This is a genomic window from Methylobacterium hispanicum (assembly GCF_022179285.1).
In the GTDB taxonomy this organism is placed as follows: Bacteria; Pseudomonadota; Alphaproteobacteria; order Rhizobiales; family Beijerinckiaceae; genus Methylobacterium; species Methylobacterium hispanicum.
In genome coordinates this window covers 152142-167433 of the sequence record NZ_BPQO01000010.1, presented here as the reverse complement: position 1 = coordinate 167433, position 15292 = coordinate 152142, and the positions used below count along the sequence as shown (strand labels likewise).

Genomic DNA, 15292 nt, shown 5'->3' with positions numbered 1-15292 from the left:
CCCTGGGTGTTCGCGCTTCTTCGAGGCCGGGTCCCGCCCGCGAGCTTCGCGCGCGGGCGGGACCCGGTGCCATTGCCAAAAAGTCATAGGGTGCTCGCCCCACCGCGTCCATCGGCAACGGGCCGGTCGGGACGGAGGCGGGCGCCTGCGCCGCACCCCCGCACCCCGCCTTGCGCGCGCCTCCCGCCCGCGGCACGCTCTCGGAAACGAGGCGGAGGAGCGGACGATGAGCGAGCGGCGCGAGGGAGCCCTGGACGAGGCCACGATCGAGGCGCGGCTGAAGGCCGAGCTGCCGGCCTGGCGCTACGAGGACGGCTGGATCCGGCGCACCTACAAGACGGCGGGCTGGAAGAGCACGCTCATGGTGATCAACACGGTGGGCCACCTCGCCGAGGCCGCGTGGCACCATCCGGACCTCACCGCCTCCTACGCCTGGGTCGAGGTGCGGCTGATGAACCACGCCGCCAAGGGCATCACCGACAAGGACTTCGCGTTGGCCGCCAAGATCGAGGAGGTGGTGGGCTGGCAGCCCGGCGCCGAGGGCGGCCCGCTGGAGGGCACACCGACCGACCCGCGCTTCGCCTACGTCAAGTACGACAAGTAGAGTAGGGGCGCGGCTCACGCCACCTTGGGCGTGAACCGCGCCGCGCAGCCCGGGTAGCGCGCCACGAGCGCCGCGCCCGCCGCCTCGCCCAGCACGAAGGCCGCCGTGGAGAGGGCGTCGGCCAGGAGCCCGCTCGGGGCCGTCACCGTCACGGCCGAGAGCGCGGGCGGCGAGGTGCCGGTGGCGGGATCGAAGATGTGGTGGTCGCGCCGGTCCGCCGAGAAGGCGGTGGCGTCGTCCCCCGAGGTCGCCGCGAAGCCCGTGAAGGGCGCGATCACCCCCGCGAGCGGGTCGCCCCGGCGCGGCCCCGCCAGCCCGAGCCGCCAGGGCGCGCCGTCCGCGTGCGCCCCCCGCGCCCCGAACTCGCCGGTATCCACGAAGGCGTGCGCGATGCCGCAGGCCCCGAGCGCGCCCATCACGCGGTCGGCGGCGTAGCCCTGCAGCAGGCCGTTGAGGGTGAGCGCGCTGCCGGGCCGCAGCCGGATCTCCGCCTCGGACCGGGCCACGGCGCGCCAGCCGACGCGCCCGAGGGTGTCCGCGAGCGCGGCCGCGCCGGGACGCTCGCCCCGCGCGGCGGCCGCCGCCCAGAGGGTCCAGAGGGGTTGCACGGTGGGATCGAAGGCGCCCCCGCTCGCCGCCGCGAGGTCGAGGGCGAAGCCCAGCATCTCGGCGAGCAGCGGGTCGGGCTCGGCGAGGAGCCCGTCCCGGTTGAGCCGGGCGAGCGCGCTGTCCGGCCGGTACAGGCTGCCGGCCGCCTCGACCGCGCGGATCGCCGCGAAGCCCGCGCGAAACCCCGCCTCGATCGCGGCGGCCTCGGCGTGGACCAGGGTGAGCGAGACGGTCGTGCCGAAGGCGAGCCCGGCCCGCGTGGCCGTGCGCAGGCCTCGGGTCCGGGCCATCGCCCGCAGGGCCGCGGGCCCGGCGGCGAGCGCCGCCAGACCGCCGAGGCCGCCGATCAGCAGGCGTCGGCGGGCGAGGGGCGAACGTGGGCTCACGCGACCTCCGCGCGCTTGGTGGGAGCGGCGGCGGCCGGCCGGCGGCGCCGCGCCAGGACCTGCGGCACGCACTGTCCCGGGTCGTGCACGATGGTGACGCAATCCATGCACTGGAAGCACTCGGGGTAGTCGATCCGTCCCCGCGCATCGATCGCGCCGTAGCGGCAGCGCACCCGGCAGAGCTGGCAGGGGCTGCCGCATTCCGGCCGGCGCGGGATCCAGTCGAGCAGGCGCAGCCGCCCGAGCACGGCCAGGCCCGCGCCGAGCGGGCAGAGGTAGCGGCAGAAGCCCTTGTAGACGAAGAGGTTGAGGACGATCAGCCCGGCCCCGTAGAGCACGAAGGGGAGGCTGCGCCAGAAGTACAGGGTGATGGCCGTCTTGAAGGGCTCGACCTCCGCGAGGGCGTCGGTCGCCGGGGAGCCCGCGGCGGCCGTCGCCAGGATCGCGGCCAGCACCGCGTATTTCAGGTTCCGCAAGTGCCGGTCGAGGCGCGGCGGCACGGCGATCTGGCGGATGCGCAAGGGGGCGGCCAGCCGCGCGGCCAGTTCCTGCAGGGCCCCGAACGGGCAGAGCCAGCCGCAGAAGGTGCCCCGCCCCCAGACGAGGAGCGTGGCGAGCACGAAGCCCCAGAGCAGCAGCGAGGGCGGGTCGTAGAGCAGGAAGGTGAGGTCGCCCCGGCCCGCGGCGGCGCGCGCCAGCCCGGCCAGCGTCACCACCGAGAGCTGCGCCTGCGCGTACCAGCCGACGAAGCCCAGGGTGAAGGCGAGATAGGCCAGCCGGAAGCGCCCGAAGGGCCGGGCCCGGGCCACGAGGCCGCGCTGGCGCGCCAGGACCGGCACGAGGAGCGCGAGCGCCGCCGCGATGATCGCGAGCTCCGGCGCCCGCGCCCGCCAGCCGTCGCTCCAGTGCGGGCCGGTATCGGGCGCCTGCCGCACGAACAGGTCCGGCGGCAGGCGGTACTGGGCGCCGACCTCGCGGGTGACCGTCTCGGGAAAGATCTGGCCGCGCTGGCGGGTGAGCTTCAGGGCGAGCGTCCAGGGGGCGGAGGGGTCGAAGCCCGCCGCCTCGCCGATGCGGAGCAGCGTCCAGGGACCGGGCGGCAAGCCGGGGGCGAGGTCGCGCCGTTCCCAGGCCATGTCCCGGGCGGCGAGCGCGAGGCCGCCCTGCTGCACGCTCAAGGCTTCGGGGATCGAGCCGAGCACGAAGTCGTCCGGGATCGGGCTCCAGCGGCCGGCGCTCGCCACCAGCACGGCGTGGTCGCCCGCGAGCTCCCGCATCAGCCGCCCGTAGGCCGCCTCCCCCAGAACCGCGCGGCCGATCGTCGGCACGTTGAGATAGGCGATCCTGAGGTCGGCGAAGGGCTCGGACGGAGCCCCTCGGCCCGGATCGGCATCCTCCAGCCCGGTGCCCGCGAAGGCCCGGTCGGCCGCCTCCTGGGACAGGGTGAAGCGCAGGAGCCAGCCGCGGCGCTCCAGCTCCGCGACGTCGAGCGCCTCGGCCTCGGGCCGCGGCTCGACCTTCAGGCCGACCGCGCCGGCGCCGAAGCCGAGCTTGGCCCGGGCGACCGCGAGCGCGGCCGAGAGCATCGTCTCGTTGATCACCCGGGTCGAGGCGGTGGCCATGCTGATGCCGTCGACCGTGGTCTGGGGCGGGGCGCCGCCCGCCCGCGCGTTCGGCCGCCCGACCCGGATCGCCCGCCGGGCCGAGAGCCCGACATATTGCTCGACGAAGGCGAAGAGCGGCTCGGAGCCCAGCCCCTCGAGGAAGACCGGCTCGTGGTGGGCGAGCACCCGCGCGTCCCGGAAGGTGCCGTCGGGCGCCAGCGCGATCAGGAGGTTGGGAGCGACGCCGCCGAAGCCCGGGATCGCCGCGAAGTCGATCGACTCGAAGGCGTAGGCGAAGAGTTCGTAGGCCCCGGCCTCCTGCTTCAGGATCGGCCAGACGGGGAGCTTGTCGTCGCGCTCGCCGACGACGAGCGGGGCTGGGAAGTGGCGCTCGATGCCGGCGCGGTCGAGGCTGCCGGCGCGGGCGGGGGTGAGGAGGGTGAGGAGGAGGGCGAGGATGGTCGCCGCGGACGCCCTCACTCCCCGCCCCCGGCCGCGCGCCCCTCGGGGCGCGCGGCGCCCGGTGCGGGCCGCACCGCCGCCCCCCAGGGATAGCGCCCGACCTTCACGCTGCGCACGGCCTTGAGCGCGGCGGCGTCGATCACCGTGACGTCGCCCGAGACGCCGTTGGTGGTGACGAGTTCCCGCCCGCCCGGCAGCATCGCCACGTGCCAGACCCGGCGCCCGACCAGGATGTAGGCCGTGACCGTGCGGGTGCGCGTGTCGATCGCCGCGACCCGGTCGGAGGGCCCGAGCGCCACGAAGGCGGTGGCGCCGTCCTCCGTGAGCGCGATGCCGACCGGCTGGATGCGGTCGGCCGAGATGCCCTTGATCTCGAACGCGATCGTCTCGACCACCTGCCGGGTCGCCACGTCGATCACCGAGACCGTGCCGCCGATCTCGGAGGAGACCCAGAGCGTCCGGCCGTCCCGGGTGAACTCCGCGTGGCGCGGGCGCTGGCCGACGGGCGTGGCGTCGATCGCCTGGAGCGTCCGCGCGTCGATCCAGTGCACCATGTTGGTGGTCTCGGAGGTCGTCACCGCGAGCGCCCCGTCCGGGCTCACCGCCATGCCCTCGGGCTCGATGCCGACGTCGATCTGGGCGAGCACCCGGCGCGCCTCGGCATCGACCACCGTCGTGGTGGCGTTGTTCTCGTTGGCGATGAACAGGGTGCGCCCGTCCGGCGCCAGCGCGAACTGCTCCGGGTCCTCGCCCGAGGGCAGGTCGTGCAGGAGGCGGCCGGTGTCGGGGTCGATCACCTGCACGGCGTCCGAATCGCTCGCGCAGACGTAGAGCCGGCGCCCGTCCGGCGAGAAGGTGAGGCCGCGCGGGCGCCGGCCGACCGGGAAGGTGCGGGCGACGCTCCAGTCGCGGCTGTCGATCACCGAGACGGTGTTGTCGCGCTCGTTCGAGACGAAGATCTCCTCGGCGCGCGCCGGGCCGGCGAGGAGGGCGAGGACGAGCAGGGCGGGGCGGATCATCGGGAGCCTCCGAAGGCGCGGCAGGCGCTCTCGGGCGCGTCGAGCCCGAGCGTGTCGAGTTCGGTGCGCCGGTGCAGGAAGCCCTCGACCGGGGCGGCCGCCACCACGGCGCCGGGCCAGAGCACGAAGACCGGCTGGCGCAACTGCCCGTTCCAGGCGCGGAAGCTCAGGGCCCGGCCCTTGAAGCCGCCGACCTCGAACCTGTCCGACAGGAGCAGCCGGCGCACCGCCTCCGGGTCGGCGGACTTGAGCTGCGTCGCGGCCTCCGTCACCGCGTGCACCGCCATCCAGCCGGCCCAGTCGACCGGGCCCATCGGGCGCTGCGCCAGCTTGGCGAAGCGCGCCTGCAGCTGCACGGCGGCCCAGGCCTCGACCGGGCGCCCCCAGGCGGCGGGTGAGAGCCCCTGCGTGCCGACGACGGGCCGGGGCGAGGCCGTGTTGTAGACGAGGTTCGGCCCGAACTCCCCGGCCTCGTCGGCCACCGCCACCACGTCGTGCTCGGGGCCGCGGGTGACGAGGGCGAACTCGCGAAGCGCCGAATCGCGCAGGTCCGCGCCGCGGGCGTCGAAGCTGGATTCGGCCACGATCCGCGCCCCGAACTTGCGGGCGCTGCGGCGCAGGGCCTCGGCATAGGCCGCGTCCCCGGCGCCCGGCCCCTGCACCAGCAGGATCCGGGTCCAGCGCTTGTGGGCGAGGAGCTGCACCAGCGCGTCGGCCAGCATGTCGCGCGACGGCAGCACGTGCAGCAGCCGCGCCCGGCAGTCGCGGTCGCGCAAGGCGACGTCCGGCGCGCCGACGTTGAGGATCACCGCGTCGCGGGTCTCGGGCATGTCGGCGAGCGCCAGCAGGTCGGCGGCCGGCGCGTTGACCACGAGGAAGCGGGCGCCCTCCCCCTCCGTGAGGGCCGCGCGCAGGTCGGCCCCCGGCTCGACCACGCTGGTCCTCAGGCTGAAGCGCAGGCCGACGAAGCGGCCGGTGGCGTTGCCGTCGGCGAGGCCGAGCTGCGCCCCGGCGCGGCCCTCGTCGTCCGGCACCGGGGGCTCGTTGTTGAGGGGTTTCGGTCGCTCGACCCGGCGCTCGATGTAGTGGATCGCCAGCGGCGTCGGCTGCCGCGCCTGTGTCGGCGCGCCCCCTTCGGGCGCGGCGTGCGCCGGCCCGAGCAGCGCGGCCAGCGCCAGCGCCGCGGCCACGCGCGCCCGTCCGCCCCCGGCGAGATCGGAGCGTGTCGGCATCCTGCCCCGGCTCGTTTCCATCCCTGTCCTCGGGACCGAGCATAGGCGGGCCCGCACCGCCCGGTATTGGACCAAGGTCCGAGACGCGGCAGTCCGAGCGGGGTGGCGCGCGTCGTACCAAAGCACAATGGGGCGCCCCGCCCGGGCTTGCTACCGTTTTTCCCTGATGCGGGTCTCTCTCCCGCCAAGACGCCGCGCGCCGGCCGGGGCCGCTCGCCCCGGGCAGAGGAGCGCGCGGATGAAGGTGTTTTCGGAGGAAACGGTGATGACCAGACGGCTCCGGCTGACGGGCGGCGCCCTGCTCGGCCTCGCGCTCGGCGGCCTCGTGCTCGGCGCGCTCGCTCACGGCGACGTGCAGCCCCAGCCCGTCGACACCGCCGGGCTCGAGGCGCTGGGCTCCGAGTGGAAGGCCGAGAACCCCTACCGGGGCAACCAGAAGGCGGTCGCGGTCGGCGATTCCGGCTACAACCAGAACTGCGCCCGCTGCCACGGCCTGCAGCTGATCTCCGGCGGGCTGGCCCCCGACCTGCGCTACCTGCCGGTCGGCAAGGAGGGCGACGAGTACTTCGTCGAGCGCATGAAGCACGGGGCCGTGATCAACGGCGTGACCAAGATGCCGGCCTTCGACGGCATCCTCTCGCAGGAAGCCATGTGGGCGATCCGGACCTACATCGAAGCCAAGCACGAAGAGTAGGGATCGTGCTCACGCGACGCGCGCTGCTGGCGGGGCTCGGCGGCCTCGCCGCCCTCCCCGCCTCCCCGCCAGCCTCCGCCCGGCCGCTCGACGACGTCGCGTCGTCCGGCACGCTGCGCGTCGCGCTCTACGCCGAGAACGCGCCCTTCTCGGAGCTGCGCGGGGGCAAGCCGGTCGGCATCGACGTCGAGGTCGCCGAGGCGGTGGCCGGCGCGCTGAAGGTCGGGCTGGATCTCCGCCTCGTCGATGCGGGCGAGAACGTGGACGGCGATTTCCGCCTCAACCTCTGGCGCGGCGACCTCGCGGGGAGCCCGCTCGCCGACCTGATGCTGCACGTGCCCAACGACAAGATGCTGGCGCTGCGCAACGAGCAGGTCTTCCTGGTGCGGCCCTACTTCGCCCAGCGCCTCGCCTTCGCGTGGCGGCGCGGGGTGCTGGAGGGGTTCGAGAGCTTCGCCGACATCGGCGCGCACGCGGTCGCCGTCGAGGGCGCGAGCGCCTCCGACATGCAGCTGCTCACCGCCGAGGGCGGGCGCTACCGCCCGAACCTGAAGCACTTCCGCAACCAGGAGGAGGCGGCCCGCGCCTTCCTGGGCGGCGAGGCGCCGATCCTGGCCGGCACCCGGGCGGGCATCGAGGGCGCGCTGTTCGCCGCGGGACAGGCGGGCCGCGACGACGTCGCGCTCACCGAGATCGCGCTCGGCGGCCTCGTGAAGTCGCGCTGGGACCTCGGCGGGGCGGTGCGCACCGATTCGCGCGACCTCGCCTACGCGGTCGGCGACGCGCTGGCGGCCCTCATCGAGGGCGGCGGCCTCCGGGCGATCTGCGCCCGCCACGGCGTCACGGACAGCCCGCCGAGCGGCTTCTGAGGCGGGCCCGCCCCTCCCCCCCCCCCGCAGGGGGAGCGCGCCTCAGACCCGCTGGTCGCGGATGCCGCTGAGGATCAGCGAGAACGAGCAGAACACCAGCACGCAGCAGAAGAAGGTCACGAACAGGGCGCGGCCCCGGTGCGGGTAGAGGCTGTCGGTCGGCAGCGCCGGCTGCTCGATCACCGCCAGGAAGATGTGCTGCTTGCCCGCCGAAACCCGGGCGCGGTCGAGCAGGTTGCTGGCCGATTCGTGCAGCTTCTCGGCGATGGTGCGCTCCACCATCAGGCCCTCGTATTCCAAGAGCGCGTTGGCCATGGTGGGCGAGCCGGACTGGCCGACGTCGCGGGTGAGCTGGCCCTGGAGGTCGCGCATCTGCTGGTCGATGGCCGCCACGTTGGCCACCAGCACCTGGATCGAGCGCGACTTCTCGTCGAGGTTCGAGGCGCGCAGCACCTGGAGGTCGTTCTCGGCCTTGATCTTGTCGCGGCGCAGCGTGAGCATCGTCGTCATCGTCGATTCCGCGGCCTTCACCGGGTCGATGATGCCCCAGCTGTTGCGGAAGCGCTGGAGGGCGAGATGCGCCTCGCGCAGCCGGGCCTGCGCCACGTCGGCGTCCTTCTGGGACTGGACCAGCATGTCGGCCTGGGCCCGGCTCGAGATCTCGTTGATCAGGCGCTCGGCGCGGGTGATGACCTCCTGCGCGATGGTGAGCGAGTCCTGCGGCGTGAAGGTCCGCACCGTGAGCTGGATCACGCCCGAGATCGCGTCGATATGCGCCTCGACCTGCCGGCGCCAGTACTTGGTCAGCACCTCGACCGGCTGCGGGTCGCTGTAGCGGGCCCAGAAGTCGGCCTCGCCGCGCGAGAAGATCTTCGACAGGCCGACGCTCTTCTCCAGCGCCGAGACCAGCGTCTGGCTGCGGATGAAGTCGCGGACGATGTAGCTGTCCTGGCTGTTGTGCTTCTGGATCAGCGCGCTGAACTCGCCGAGGTTCGAGTGCTCCATCGGCTCGACGTTGCCGCGCACCGCGAACTTCGCCTCGGCGATGTACTGGTTCGAGGCGAAGACGAAGAGGTAGAGGCCGACCACCGCGGTCGGCAGCGCCACGAACAGGCCGAAGCGCCAGAGCAGCATGCGGGTGTAGCTGACGGGGCGGGTGTCCGGCGGCCTGAGGCCGGGCAGGCGCGTCCAGGCGAGGCGTGCGCGCGCCTGCTGCACCAGGGCGCGGCCGCGCTTCGTGGGGATCGGCTCGATCGTCTCCGCGCCGCGGCGCAGCTCCGTCAGCGAGCGCTGCGCGAAATCCACGAGCCCGCGGATCCGCTCGCCCTGCTTGACCTCGTCGACGCTCATGCGGGTGATGTGTCCTGGTGCCGCCGCGATGGTCCGGCGCGGATGGGGCCACGTGCGGACGGGGCCGCCGCGGATGCGCGCCGCCGCGATCGTCCGCTCCGGGAAGTCCTGCGCTTTTCGGCCCTTTTTAAGGCGCGCGGCCTGCCCGGGGCTGACCACGCGGCCGGCCGGGGGCGGCCGGGGGAGGCCGGGGGCGGCGACGTGGCCGTTGCGCTCCGCGGCCGGTGCGCTGTACCCCCGCGCGATGAGCGAGACCCGATCGGGCCAGATCCCCGCCGCCGAAATTCCTGCCGTCGAAGTTCCTGCCGTCGAAGTCCCCGCCGTCGAAGTCTCGGCCGCGAAGGTCCGGACCGCGAAGGCGAAGTTCGCCGAGGTGGTGCTGGTCTGCCGCAAATGCGCCCGGCGCCAGGGCCTCACGAAGCGGCAGGCGCGGGCGCTCGCCAGAGCGGGTTACGAGGCGGGTTACGAGGCGGGCCGCCGCGCGGCGCGGGCGGGGACGGGCCGGAAGGGGCGCAAGCCCCGGATCGTCGAGAGCGGCTGCCTCGGGCCCTGCCCCAAGCGGATGCTGGCCATCGCCACCGGCGCCAGCGTGGCGGCCGGGCGGGTGCTTCTGGTCGATCCGCGGAAGGCGGGCGCCTTCCCGGTGGCCGGCCCCGATTTCGGCCCCGATTTCGGCCCCAATGCGACGCTAGGCGCGCCTCCGGGGGACGCGTCCGCGACGGATCGCGGCGCCCCCGCGTGAGCGAGCGCCGCCGTGACCGCCTCCCCGAGACAGACGGGCCGCCCTGACCGGCCCCACCGGAGCGCGCCGTGACCGCCGCCGCCCGACAGGGGCTCGGCCGGGCCCTGCTGCGCCGCCTGCCGCTCATCGGCACGCTCGCGGGCCTGGGGCTCGCCGCCTGGCTCGTGGCGACGAACGACCTCGCGGCGATCGGGGCCGCCTTCGCGCGCATCGGGGTCCTGGGGCTCGTCGGCATCGTGCTGGTGCGGGCGCTCATCGTGTTCCTGTGCGGGCTCGCCTGGGCGCGCATCCTCGACGGCCTGGGCACCCCGGGCATCGGCCCCTTCGTGGTGCTGCGCTACGTGCGCGAGGGCATCAACGTGCTCCTGCCCGTGGCCTCGATCGGCGGCGACGTGCTGGGCGGGCGCCTCCTCACCTTCTGGGGCGTGGCGGGCGCGCTCGCCGCCGCCTCGATTCTCGCCGACATGCTGATCCAGGTCGGCACCCAGGCGCTCTTCGCCGGGATCGGCGCCGCGCTGCTCTCGCGCATGGAGGGGGAGGCGGCCGCCGACCTCGCCCGCTGGATGCTCAGGGCGCTCTCCGTCGCGGCGCTGGTGCTCGCCGCCTTCTTCGCCGTGCAGCGCACGGGCGCGGCGCGCGTCATCGAGGAGCGGATCGCCGCCCTCTCCCGCCGCTTCGTGCGCGAGGCCGAGCCGCGCCGGGAGGGGCGCAGCACCGTGCAGGCCGCCCTCGACGCGGTCTGGCACGGCGGACGCCGGGGCCGGCTCGCCGAGGCGGTCGCGCTGCACCTCGCGGCCTGGACGCTGGGCGCGGCCGAGATCTGGATCGCGCTCGCCTGCATCGGCGTCGAGGCGAGCCTCGCCGAGGTGGTGGTGATCGAGGCGCTGAGCCAGGCGATCAAGTCGGCGGCCTTCCCGGTGCCGAGCGGGCTCGGGGTGCAGGAGGGCGGCTTCGTGGTGGTCTGCGCCCTGTTCGGCATCGACGCGCACACGGCGATCGCGCTCTCGCTCGCCAAGCGGGTGCCGGACGTGGCGCTGGGCCTGCCCGCGCTGCTCGTCTGGCAGAACATCGAGGCGCGGCGCGCGAGCGTGCGGCCGCCGGGGGCGGACGGACGCGCATGACCCGGAAGACAGGTGTGTCGCCCCTCGGCCGGAGCGCCGTCCCACTCCTGGCCGGCCTTCTCCCGGCCGGTCTCCTGGCCGTTCTCCTGGCCGGTCTCCTGGCCGGTCTGGGCGTCGCGCCCGCCGCGGCGCAGAGCGTGACGGTCGATCTCGGCTCCGGCGGCGTCACCGAGCGGGCGCTGCAGCTCGTCGCGCTCATCACGGTGCTGGCGCTGGCGCCCTCCGTGCTGGTGATGGCCACCGCCTTCACCCGGATCGTGGTGGTGCTCTCGCTGCTGCGCTCGGCGCTCGGCACCCAGACCGCGCCGCCGACCGCGGTGATCATCAGCCTCGCGCTCTTCCTCACCGCCTTCGTGATGGCGCCGACCGGCCGCGAGGCCTACCGCGCCGGGATCGAGCCGCTGATCGCCGGCCAGATCACGCAGGGACAGGCCTTCGAGCGGGCGTCCGCCCCGTTCAAGACCTTCATGCTCAAGAACGTGCGCGAGAAGGACCTGAAGCTCTTCCTCGACATCGCCAAGGCGCCGGTCCCCGCCGGGCCGGAGCAGGTCGGGCTGGAGATCGTCACGCCCGCCTTCATGATCTCGGAGCTGCGCCGGGCCTTCGAGATCGGCTTCCTGCTGTTCATCCCCTTCCTGATCATCGACCTCGTGGTGGCCTCGGTGCTGATGGCGGTGGGCATGATGATGGTGCCGCCGGCGAGCGTCGCCTTGCCGTTCAAGCTGATCTTCTTCGTGCTGGTCGACGGCTGGGGGCTGGTGGCGGGCTCGCTGGTGCAGAGCTACGGGGGCTAGGGCGCGGGGCGGCGCCCGAGGCAGCGCTGGGGCCGCCATCCGGAGGCGGTTTCATACGGCCCCCGGTCGACCGGTTCGGCCGCGCGCGGTGAACCGCGCCGCACCCCCTCTCCCATAGGGAGAGGGTTGGGGTGAGGGGTATGACCTCACAGGACGGAGCACGCCATCGACGCGCGTTCAGGTCGAGCCCTACCTGGAAGCCTCATACCCCTCACCCGGCTTTCTGCGAAAGCAGACCTCTCCCTATGGGAGAGGGGACCCGCGCTTCGTCCTGGGACGATGCCTCAAACCGAACCGATGAACCGGAAACGGTTTCAGATCCCCGCCCCGTGCCCGTCCGGCGTCGCCTCCTCGTCCGCGCGCGCGCGCCGGACCTGCTCGCGGCCGAGCCAGAGGCTGTTGGCGAGCCAGGCGGCCGAGAGCGGGACCGACACCACCGCCGCCGCCGTCGCCCCGAGGCCGAGCGCCCCGATCCCCGCGTAGGACCACGCGCCCACTTGGTCGCCCAGGCGGTAGACCACCGTGTCGATGAAGCTCTTGGCCTTGTAGCGGTCCTCGCGCGGCACCACCGTGAACAGCACCTCGCGCACCGGCCGGCTGATCGCGAAGTTGCCGGCGCGCCGCAGCACCTGGAAGGCCACGATCGCCGCGATGGTGGGCGAGACCGCGAGCGCCGCGAAGCCCAGCACGCTCAAGGCCGGCAGGATCGCGAGCGTCGGCCCGACGCCGATCGCCCGGGTGATCCGCCCCGTGAGGAAGAGCTGCACGCCGAGCGTCAGCACGTTCACCGCGAGATCGACGCTCGCGAAGAAGGCCGTCTGCGCGGCGCGGTCGGGGAAGCTGCGCTTGGCGATGCCCGCCTGCTCGAAATACAGGACCGTCGAGGTGATCGAGAACAGGAGCAGGAACAGGCCGATGTTCAGGAGGTAGGGCGAGGCCAGCGTCCGGGTGATCCCCGCGAAGACGCTGCCGCCGATCGGCGCGGCCCGCGCCGCCGCCTCGGACGGGAGGCGGTGCAGCCCCTCGGCGTGGCGGGCGAGCCCGCGCATGGCGAACACGGCGACCTCCAGCAGCGCCACGGCCCCGAGCATCAGGCCCCAGGTCGGCACCGTGCGGGCGAGGCCGGCGGTCAGGCTGGAGCCCGCGATGGCGCCGAGCGTGGCGCCCGCAGCGATGAAGCCGAACAGGCGCTTGCCCTGGCGCGTCGAGAACACATCCACGATCGTCGCCCAGAAGATCGAGACCACGAACAGGTTGAAGATCGACAGCCAGACGAAGAACACCCGCCCGATCCAGACGTCCCAGTCCGGGGGCGCCCCGTAGAGGAAGAGCGCGAAGAGCAGGATGTGGCTGGCGAAGAACCGGTAGGTCAGCGGCACGAAGCGGGCGCGGGGCAGGCGCTTGACCAGCCACGCGAAGGGCAGGTTGAGCGCCAGCATGCCGACCAGCGTGGCGGTGAACAGCCAGGGCAGGTTCTCGATCCCGCCGGCCACCCCCATCTGGTCGCGGATCGGCCGCAGCACGTAGTAGGCGGCCAGGATCGCGAAGATGTAGGCCCAGGCCCAGGCCAGCACCCTTCCCTCGCCGGGGCGGACGTCGATCAGGCGGGCGAGGACGGGGCGGGCGTCGGACACGGGCGCCCTCCCTCTCCCCTCTGCGGGGGAGGGAGAGTGCGCGGGGCTCACCGCGCCAGCCCGAGCTTCGTGCGCAAGTCCGGCGCGGTGAGGTCGTGGCCGAAGCCGGGCGAGCCCATCGCGAACTTGGAGGCGTCGGCGAGGCCGCCCACCACCACCGGCTCGAAGCCCGCGTCGCGCACCAGCCCCTCGGCGACCTTCAGCGCCGCCGGGTCGTCGCCCGCGATCGGGATCGCCATCCGCCCTCCTTCGCGCCCCGCCGCGTTCTTGGCGAAGACCCGGTAGTTCGCCGCGTTGAAGGCGCGCACGAGCCGGGCCCCGGGGAAGAACTTCGCCGAGGTCGCGCCGATGCCCTCGGCCTGGACCGCGTCGTAGAGCTCGCCGTCGCGCGCCTTGGTGGCGTTGCCGGCGTCCAGCACCACCTTGCCCTTCAGCGCCGGGCCGATGCTCCTGGCGAGATCCGGATAGGCCCGGTAGGGCACGGCCAGGAACACGACGTCGCTGGCGGCCACCGCCTCCTCGGGCGTGCCGGTGCGGGCGCCCACGGATTCGGCGAGCGGCTTCAGCGCTTCCGGATGGCGCGAGGCGAACGTCACCGCGTGCCCGGCCCGGGCCCAGAGCGGGCCGATCGTGCCGCCGATGTTGCCGCCGCCGATCACGGCGATCTTGATGTGGTCGGCCGTCTTCCCGGGCTCGGCCGCGGCGGGGCCGGCGAGGGCCAGCGCGAGGCCGAGAGCCAGCGCGGCGCGGCGGGTGCGGTCAGAGCGCATCGATGAAGGCCTCCATCTGGCGACGCTCGGCGGCGTCCGGCAGGCGCCCGCGGGCGGCGGCGCAGTTGTCCTCGACGTAGGACACCTTCGCCATGCCGGGGATCGGGCAGGTCACGGCCGGGTGGCCGAGGACGTATTTCAGGAAGAATTGCGGCCAGGTCTCGCAGCCGAAGGCCCTGGCGAAGTCCGGCACCGGCTTGCCCTGCACCGCCTTGAACAGCCGGTCGCGCCCGAACGGCACGTTGACCATCACGGCGACGCCCTTGTCGGCGGCGAGCGGCAGCACCCGCTCGGCCGCCGCCCGGTTGTCGACCGCGTAGTTCACCTGCACGAAGTCGAGGGGCTCGGTCCTGAGCACCGGTTCGAGCCCGTCGAACTGCCCGTCGCGCCAGACCGTGACGCCGACGTAGCGGATCTTCCTCCGCGCCTTCAGGTCGCGCAGGGTGGCGAGGTTGGTCCCGGTGTCGATGAGGTTGTGGACCGCGATCAGGTCGATCACGTCGACGCCCATCCGCTCGAACGAGCGCTGGATCTCGGCCCGGCCGCCCTCGGCGCCGGAGGCGCTGACCTTGCTCGCCAGGAACACCTTCTCGCGCAGGTCGCCCTTGGCGAAGATCCTCCCCAGCACGTCCTCGGCGGTGCCGTAGCTCGGGGCGGTGTCGATCACCGAGCCCCCGAGTTCGACGAAGCGGCGCACCGCCGCCTCGAGCGGCGCCACCTTGTCGGGGGTGGGCTCGACCTCGTAGCGGCGCGAGGTGCCGATGCCCATCGCCGGCAGCGTCTCGCCGCTCTTCGGGATCGGCCGGCGGATCAGGGCGCCCTCGGCATCCCGGGCGTCCCCGGCCGCGCGGGCCGGAGACGCGGCCAGGGCCGGTGCGAGCAGCGGCGCCAGGGCGCCGGCGGCCAGCAGCGCGCGGCGGGAGAGGGGACGGGGCGTCTCGGGTCTCATCGCGGGCCTCCCGGATCAGGCTTCGGCCCGGCTCAACTAGGGCGTGTCCGTCCGGGGCGAAGGGGAGGCGCGCCGCTCAATCCTCCTCGGGCGGGTCCTCGAACTCCGCGCCCTCCGTGTCCGGGGCGATGCGGAAGCGGTACTCGTCGATGGCCAGGAAGGCCCGGTGCACCGCCTGCGGATCGAGCCCGTCGCGCACCACCAGCGTCTGGAAGTCGATGAACAGGCGGGCGATGCGGGCCTCCTCGGACATCGCCTGCAGGGCCGAGGAGCTGGCGCCCGCGCGCATCATGTAGCGCTTGGCCGCGCCTGCCGCCTCCGACAGGGGCAGCACCGCGACCTGGCCCGCGGTCTCGGGCCGCAGCTCGGCCCAGCGGGCGGGGGTCCAGGCGATGATGGCGTCGCGCTGCTTCATCGGGGGGCCTCCGGCAACGATGCCGCCCGGGCCTACAG

General features: G+C 74.1%; 15 protein-coding genes. 6 read left to right on the top strand and 9 right to left on the bottom strand.

Going from position 1 to position 15292, the window contains the following annotated elements; translation table 11 throughout:
• Positions 1–226: 226 nt before the first annotated feature.
• Positions 227–604: a 4a-hydroxytetrahydrobiopterin dehydratase gene (locus MFF56_RS13810; protein WP_066918350.1), complete on the top strand. Its 378-nt coding sequence runs from the start codon at positions 227–229 to the stop codon at positions 602–604.
• Between the two features lie 14 nt (positions 605–618).
• Here the strand turns inward: MFF56_RS13810 and MFF56_RS13805 are convergent, their stop codons facing one another.
• From MFF56_RS13805 to pedA1, 4 genes are read right to left on the bottom strand one after another with little or no spacing between them, the layout of a single operon-like run.
• On the bottom strand, positions 619–1599 hold the full coding sequence (locus MFF56_RS13805; RefSeq protein ID WP_066918358.1) for an FAD:protein FMN transferase: 981 nt from the start codon (positions 1597–1599) through the stop codon (positions 619–621).
• On the bottom strand, positions 1596–3683 hold the full coding sequence (locus MFF56_RS13800; RefSeq protein WP_238230136.1) for a 4Fe-4S binding protein: 2088 nt from the start codon (positions 3681–3683) through the stop codon (positions 1596–1598). Before MFF56_RS13800 ends, MFF56_RS13805 begins: the two co-directional genes overlap by 4 nt.
• Complete coding sequence (locus MFF56_RS13795) at positions 3680–4684, bottom strand: YVTN family beta-propeller repeat protein (RefSeq protein WP_066918590.1); 1005 nt, start codon at positions 4682–4684, stop codon at positions 3680–3682. The genes MFF56_RS13800 and MFF56_RS13795 overlap by 4 nt, the downstream gene beginning before the upstream one ends.
• Positions 4681–5916, bottom strand: coding sequence for a lanthanide ABC transporter ABC transporter substrate-binding protein PedA1 (gene pedA1, locus MFF56_RS13790; RefSeq protein WP_156453477.1), 1236 nt, complete (start codon positions 5914–5916; stop codon positions 4681–4683). Before pedA1 ends, MFF56_RS13795 begins: the two co-directional genes overlap by 4 nt.
• A 265-nt stretch (positions 5917–6181) precedes the next feature.
• Here pedA1 and pedF point away from each other — a divergent pair, with 265 nt between their 5' ends.
• Together pedF and MFF56_RS13780 are read left to right on the top strand one after the other, a co-directional pair.
• Positions 6182–6610: a cytochrome c-550 PedF gene (pedF, locus tag MFF56_RS13785; protein ID WP_066918594.1), complete on the top strand. Its 429-nt coding sequence runs from the start codon at positions 6182–6184 to the stop codon at positions 6608–6610.
• Between the two features lie 5 nt (positions 6611–6615).
• On the top strand, positions 6616–7479 hold the full coding sequence (locus tag MFF56_RS13780; RefSeq protein ID WP_373324070.1) for a substrate-binding periplasmic protein: 864 nt from the start codon (positions 6616–6618) through the stop codon (positions 7477–7479).
• A 42-nt stretch (positions 7480–7521) separates the two neighbouring features.
• Here MFF56_RS13780 and MFF56_RS13775 read toward each other — a convergent pair whose 3' ends face one another.
• Entirely contained in the window at positions 7522–8829 is a 1308-nt protein-coding gene (locus tag MFF56_RS13775) for a KpsE/RkpR family capsule polysaccharide export protein (protein ID WP_066920804.1), read from the bottom strand.
• Between the two features lie 244 nt (positions 8830–9073).
• Between MFF56_RS13775 and MFF56_RS13770 the strand changes: the two genes are divergently transcribed.
• From MFF56_RS13770 to fliP, 3 genes are all read left to right on the top strand, one after another.
• On the top strand, positions 9074–9571 hold the full coding sequence (locus MFF56_RS13770; RefSeq protein ID WP_238230135.1) for a hypothetical protein: 498 nt from the start codon (positions 9074–9076) through the stop codon (positions 9569–9571).
• A 68-nt stretch (positions 9572–9639) separates the two neighbouring features.
• Complete coding sequence (locus MFF56_RS13765; RefSeq protein ID WP_066927463.1) at positions 9640–10692, top strand: flippase-like domain-containing protein; 1053 nt, start codon at positions 9640–9642, stop codon at positions 10690–10692.
• Positions 10689–11486 carry a flagellar type III secretion system pore protein FliP gene (fliP, locus tag MFF56_RS13760; RefSeq protein ID WP_066927461.1) on the top strand — a complete coding sequence of 266 codons (798 nt, stop codon included), beginning with the start codon at positions 10689–10691 and terminating at the stop codon, positions 11484–11486. The genes MFF56_RS13765 and fliP overlap by 4 nt, the downstream gene beginning before the upstream one ends.
• Positions 11487–11800: 314 nt before the next feature.
• On the opposite strand, the gene MFF56_RS13755 is transcribed toward fliP, so the two are convergent.
• From MFF56_RS13755 to MFF56_RS13740, 4 genes are all read right to left on the bottom strand, one after another.
• Complete coding sequence (locus MFF56_RS13755) at positions 11801–13120, bottom strand: NTP/NDP exchange transporter (RefSeq protein ID WP_197430611.1); 1320 nt, start codon at positions 13118–13120, stop codon at positions 11801–11803.
• A gap of 47 nt (positions 13121–13167) precedes the next feature.
• On the bottom strand, positions 13168–13890 hold the full coding sequence (locus MFF56_RS13750) for an NADPH-dependent F420 reductase (protein WP_066923501.1): 723 nt from the start codon (positions 13888–13890) through the stop codon (positions 13168–13170).
• On the bottom strand, positions 13880–14839 hold the full coding sequence (locus MFF56_RS13745) for an aldo/keto reductase (protein ID WP_066923504.1): 960 nt from the start codon (positions 14837–14839) through the stop codon (positions 13880–13882). The genes MFF56_RS13750 and MFF56_RS13745 overlap by 11 nt, the downstream gene beginning before the upstream one ends.
• A gap of 76 nt (positions 14840–14915) precedes the next feature.
• Positions 14916–15254, bottom strand: a complete 339-nt coding sequence (locus tag MFF56_RS13740; protein WP_066923507.1) for a hypothetical protein — start codon at positions 15252–15254, stop codon at positions 14916–14918.
• Between the last annotated feature and the right edge of the window lie 38 nt (positions 15255–15292).

Bases quoted from the DNA above. Each gene is read 5' to 3' on its own strand.
- fliP (WP_066927461.1), top strand. From the start codon at position 10,689: ATGACCCGGAAGACAGGTGTGTCGCCCCTCGGCCGGAGCGCCGTCCCA.
- pedA1 (WP_156453477.1), bottom strand. From the start codon at position 5,916: ATGCCGACACGCTCCGATCTCGCCGGGGGCGGACGGGCGCGCGTGGCC.
- MFF56_RS13750 (WP_066923501.1), bottom strand. From the start codon at position 13,890: ATGCGCTCTGACCGCACCCGCCGCGCCGCGCTGGCTCTCGGCCTCGCG.
- MFF56_RS13745 (WP_066923504.1), bottom strand. From the start codon at position 14,839: ATGAGACCCGAGACGCCCCGTCCCCTCTCCCGCCGCGCGCTGCTGGCC.
- MFF56_RS13740 (WP_066923507.1), bottom strand. From the start codon at position 15,254: ATGAAGCAGCGCGACGCCATCATCGCCTGGACCCCCGCCCGCTGGGCC.
- MFF56_RS13795 (WP_066918590.1), bottom strand. From the start codon at position 4,684: ATGATCCGCCCCGCCCTGCTCGTCCTCGCCCTCCTCGCCGGCCCGGCG.
- MFF56_RS13810 (WP_066918350.1), top strand. From the start codon at position 227: ATGAGCGAGCGGCGCGAGGGAGCCCTGGACGAGGCCACGATCGAGGCG.
- pedF (WP_066918594.1), top strand. From the start codon at position 6,182: ATGACCAGACGGCTCCGGCTGACGGGCGGCGCCCTGCTCGGCCTCGCG.
- MFF56_RS13770 (WP_238230135.1), top strand. From the start codon at position 9,074: ATGAGCGAGACCCGATCGGGCCAGATCCCCGCCGCCGAAATTCCTGCC.
- MFF56_RS13775 (WP_066920804.1), bottom strand. From the start codon at position 8,829: ATGAGCGTCGACGAGGTCAAGCAGGGCGAGCGGATCCGCGGGCTCGTG.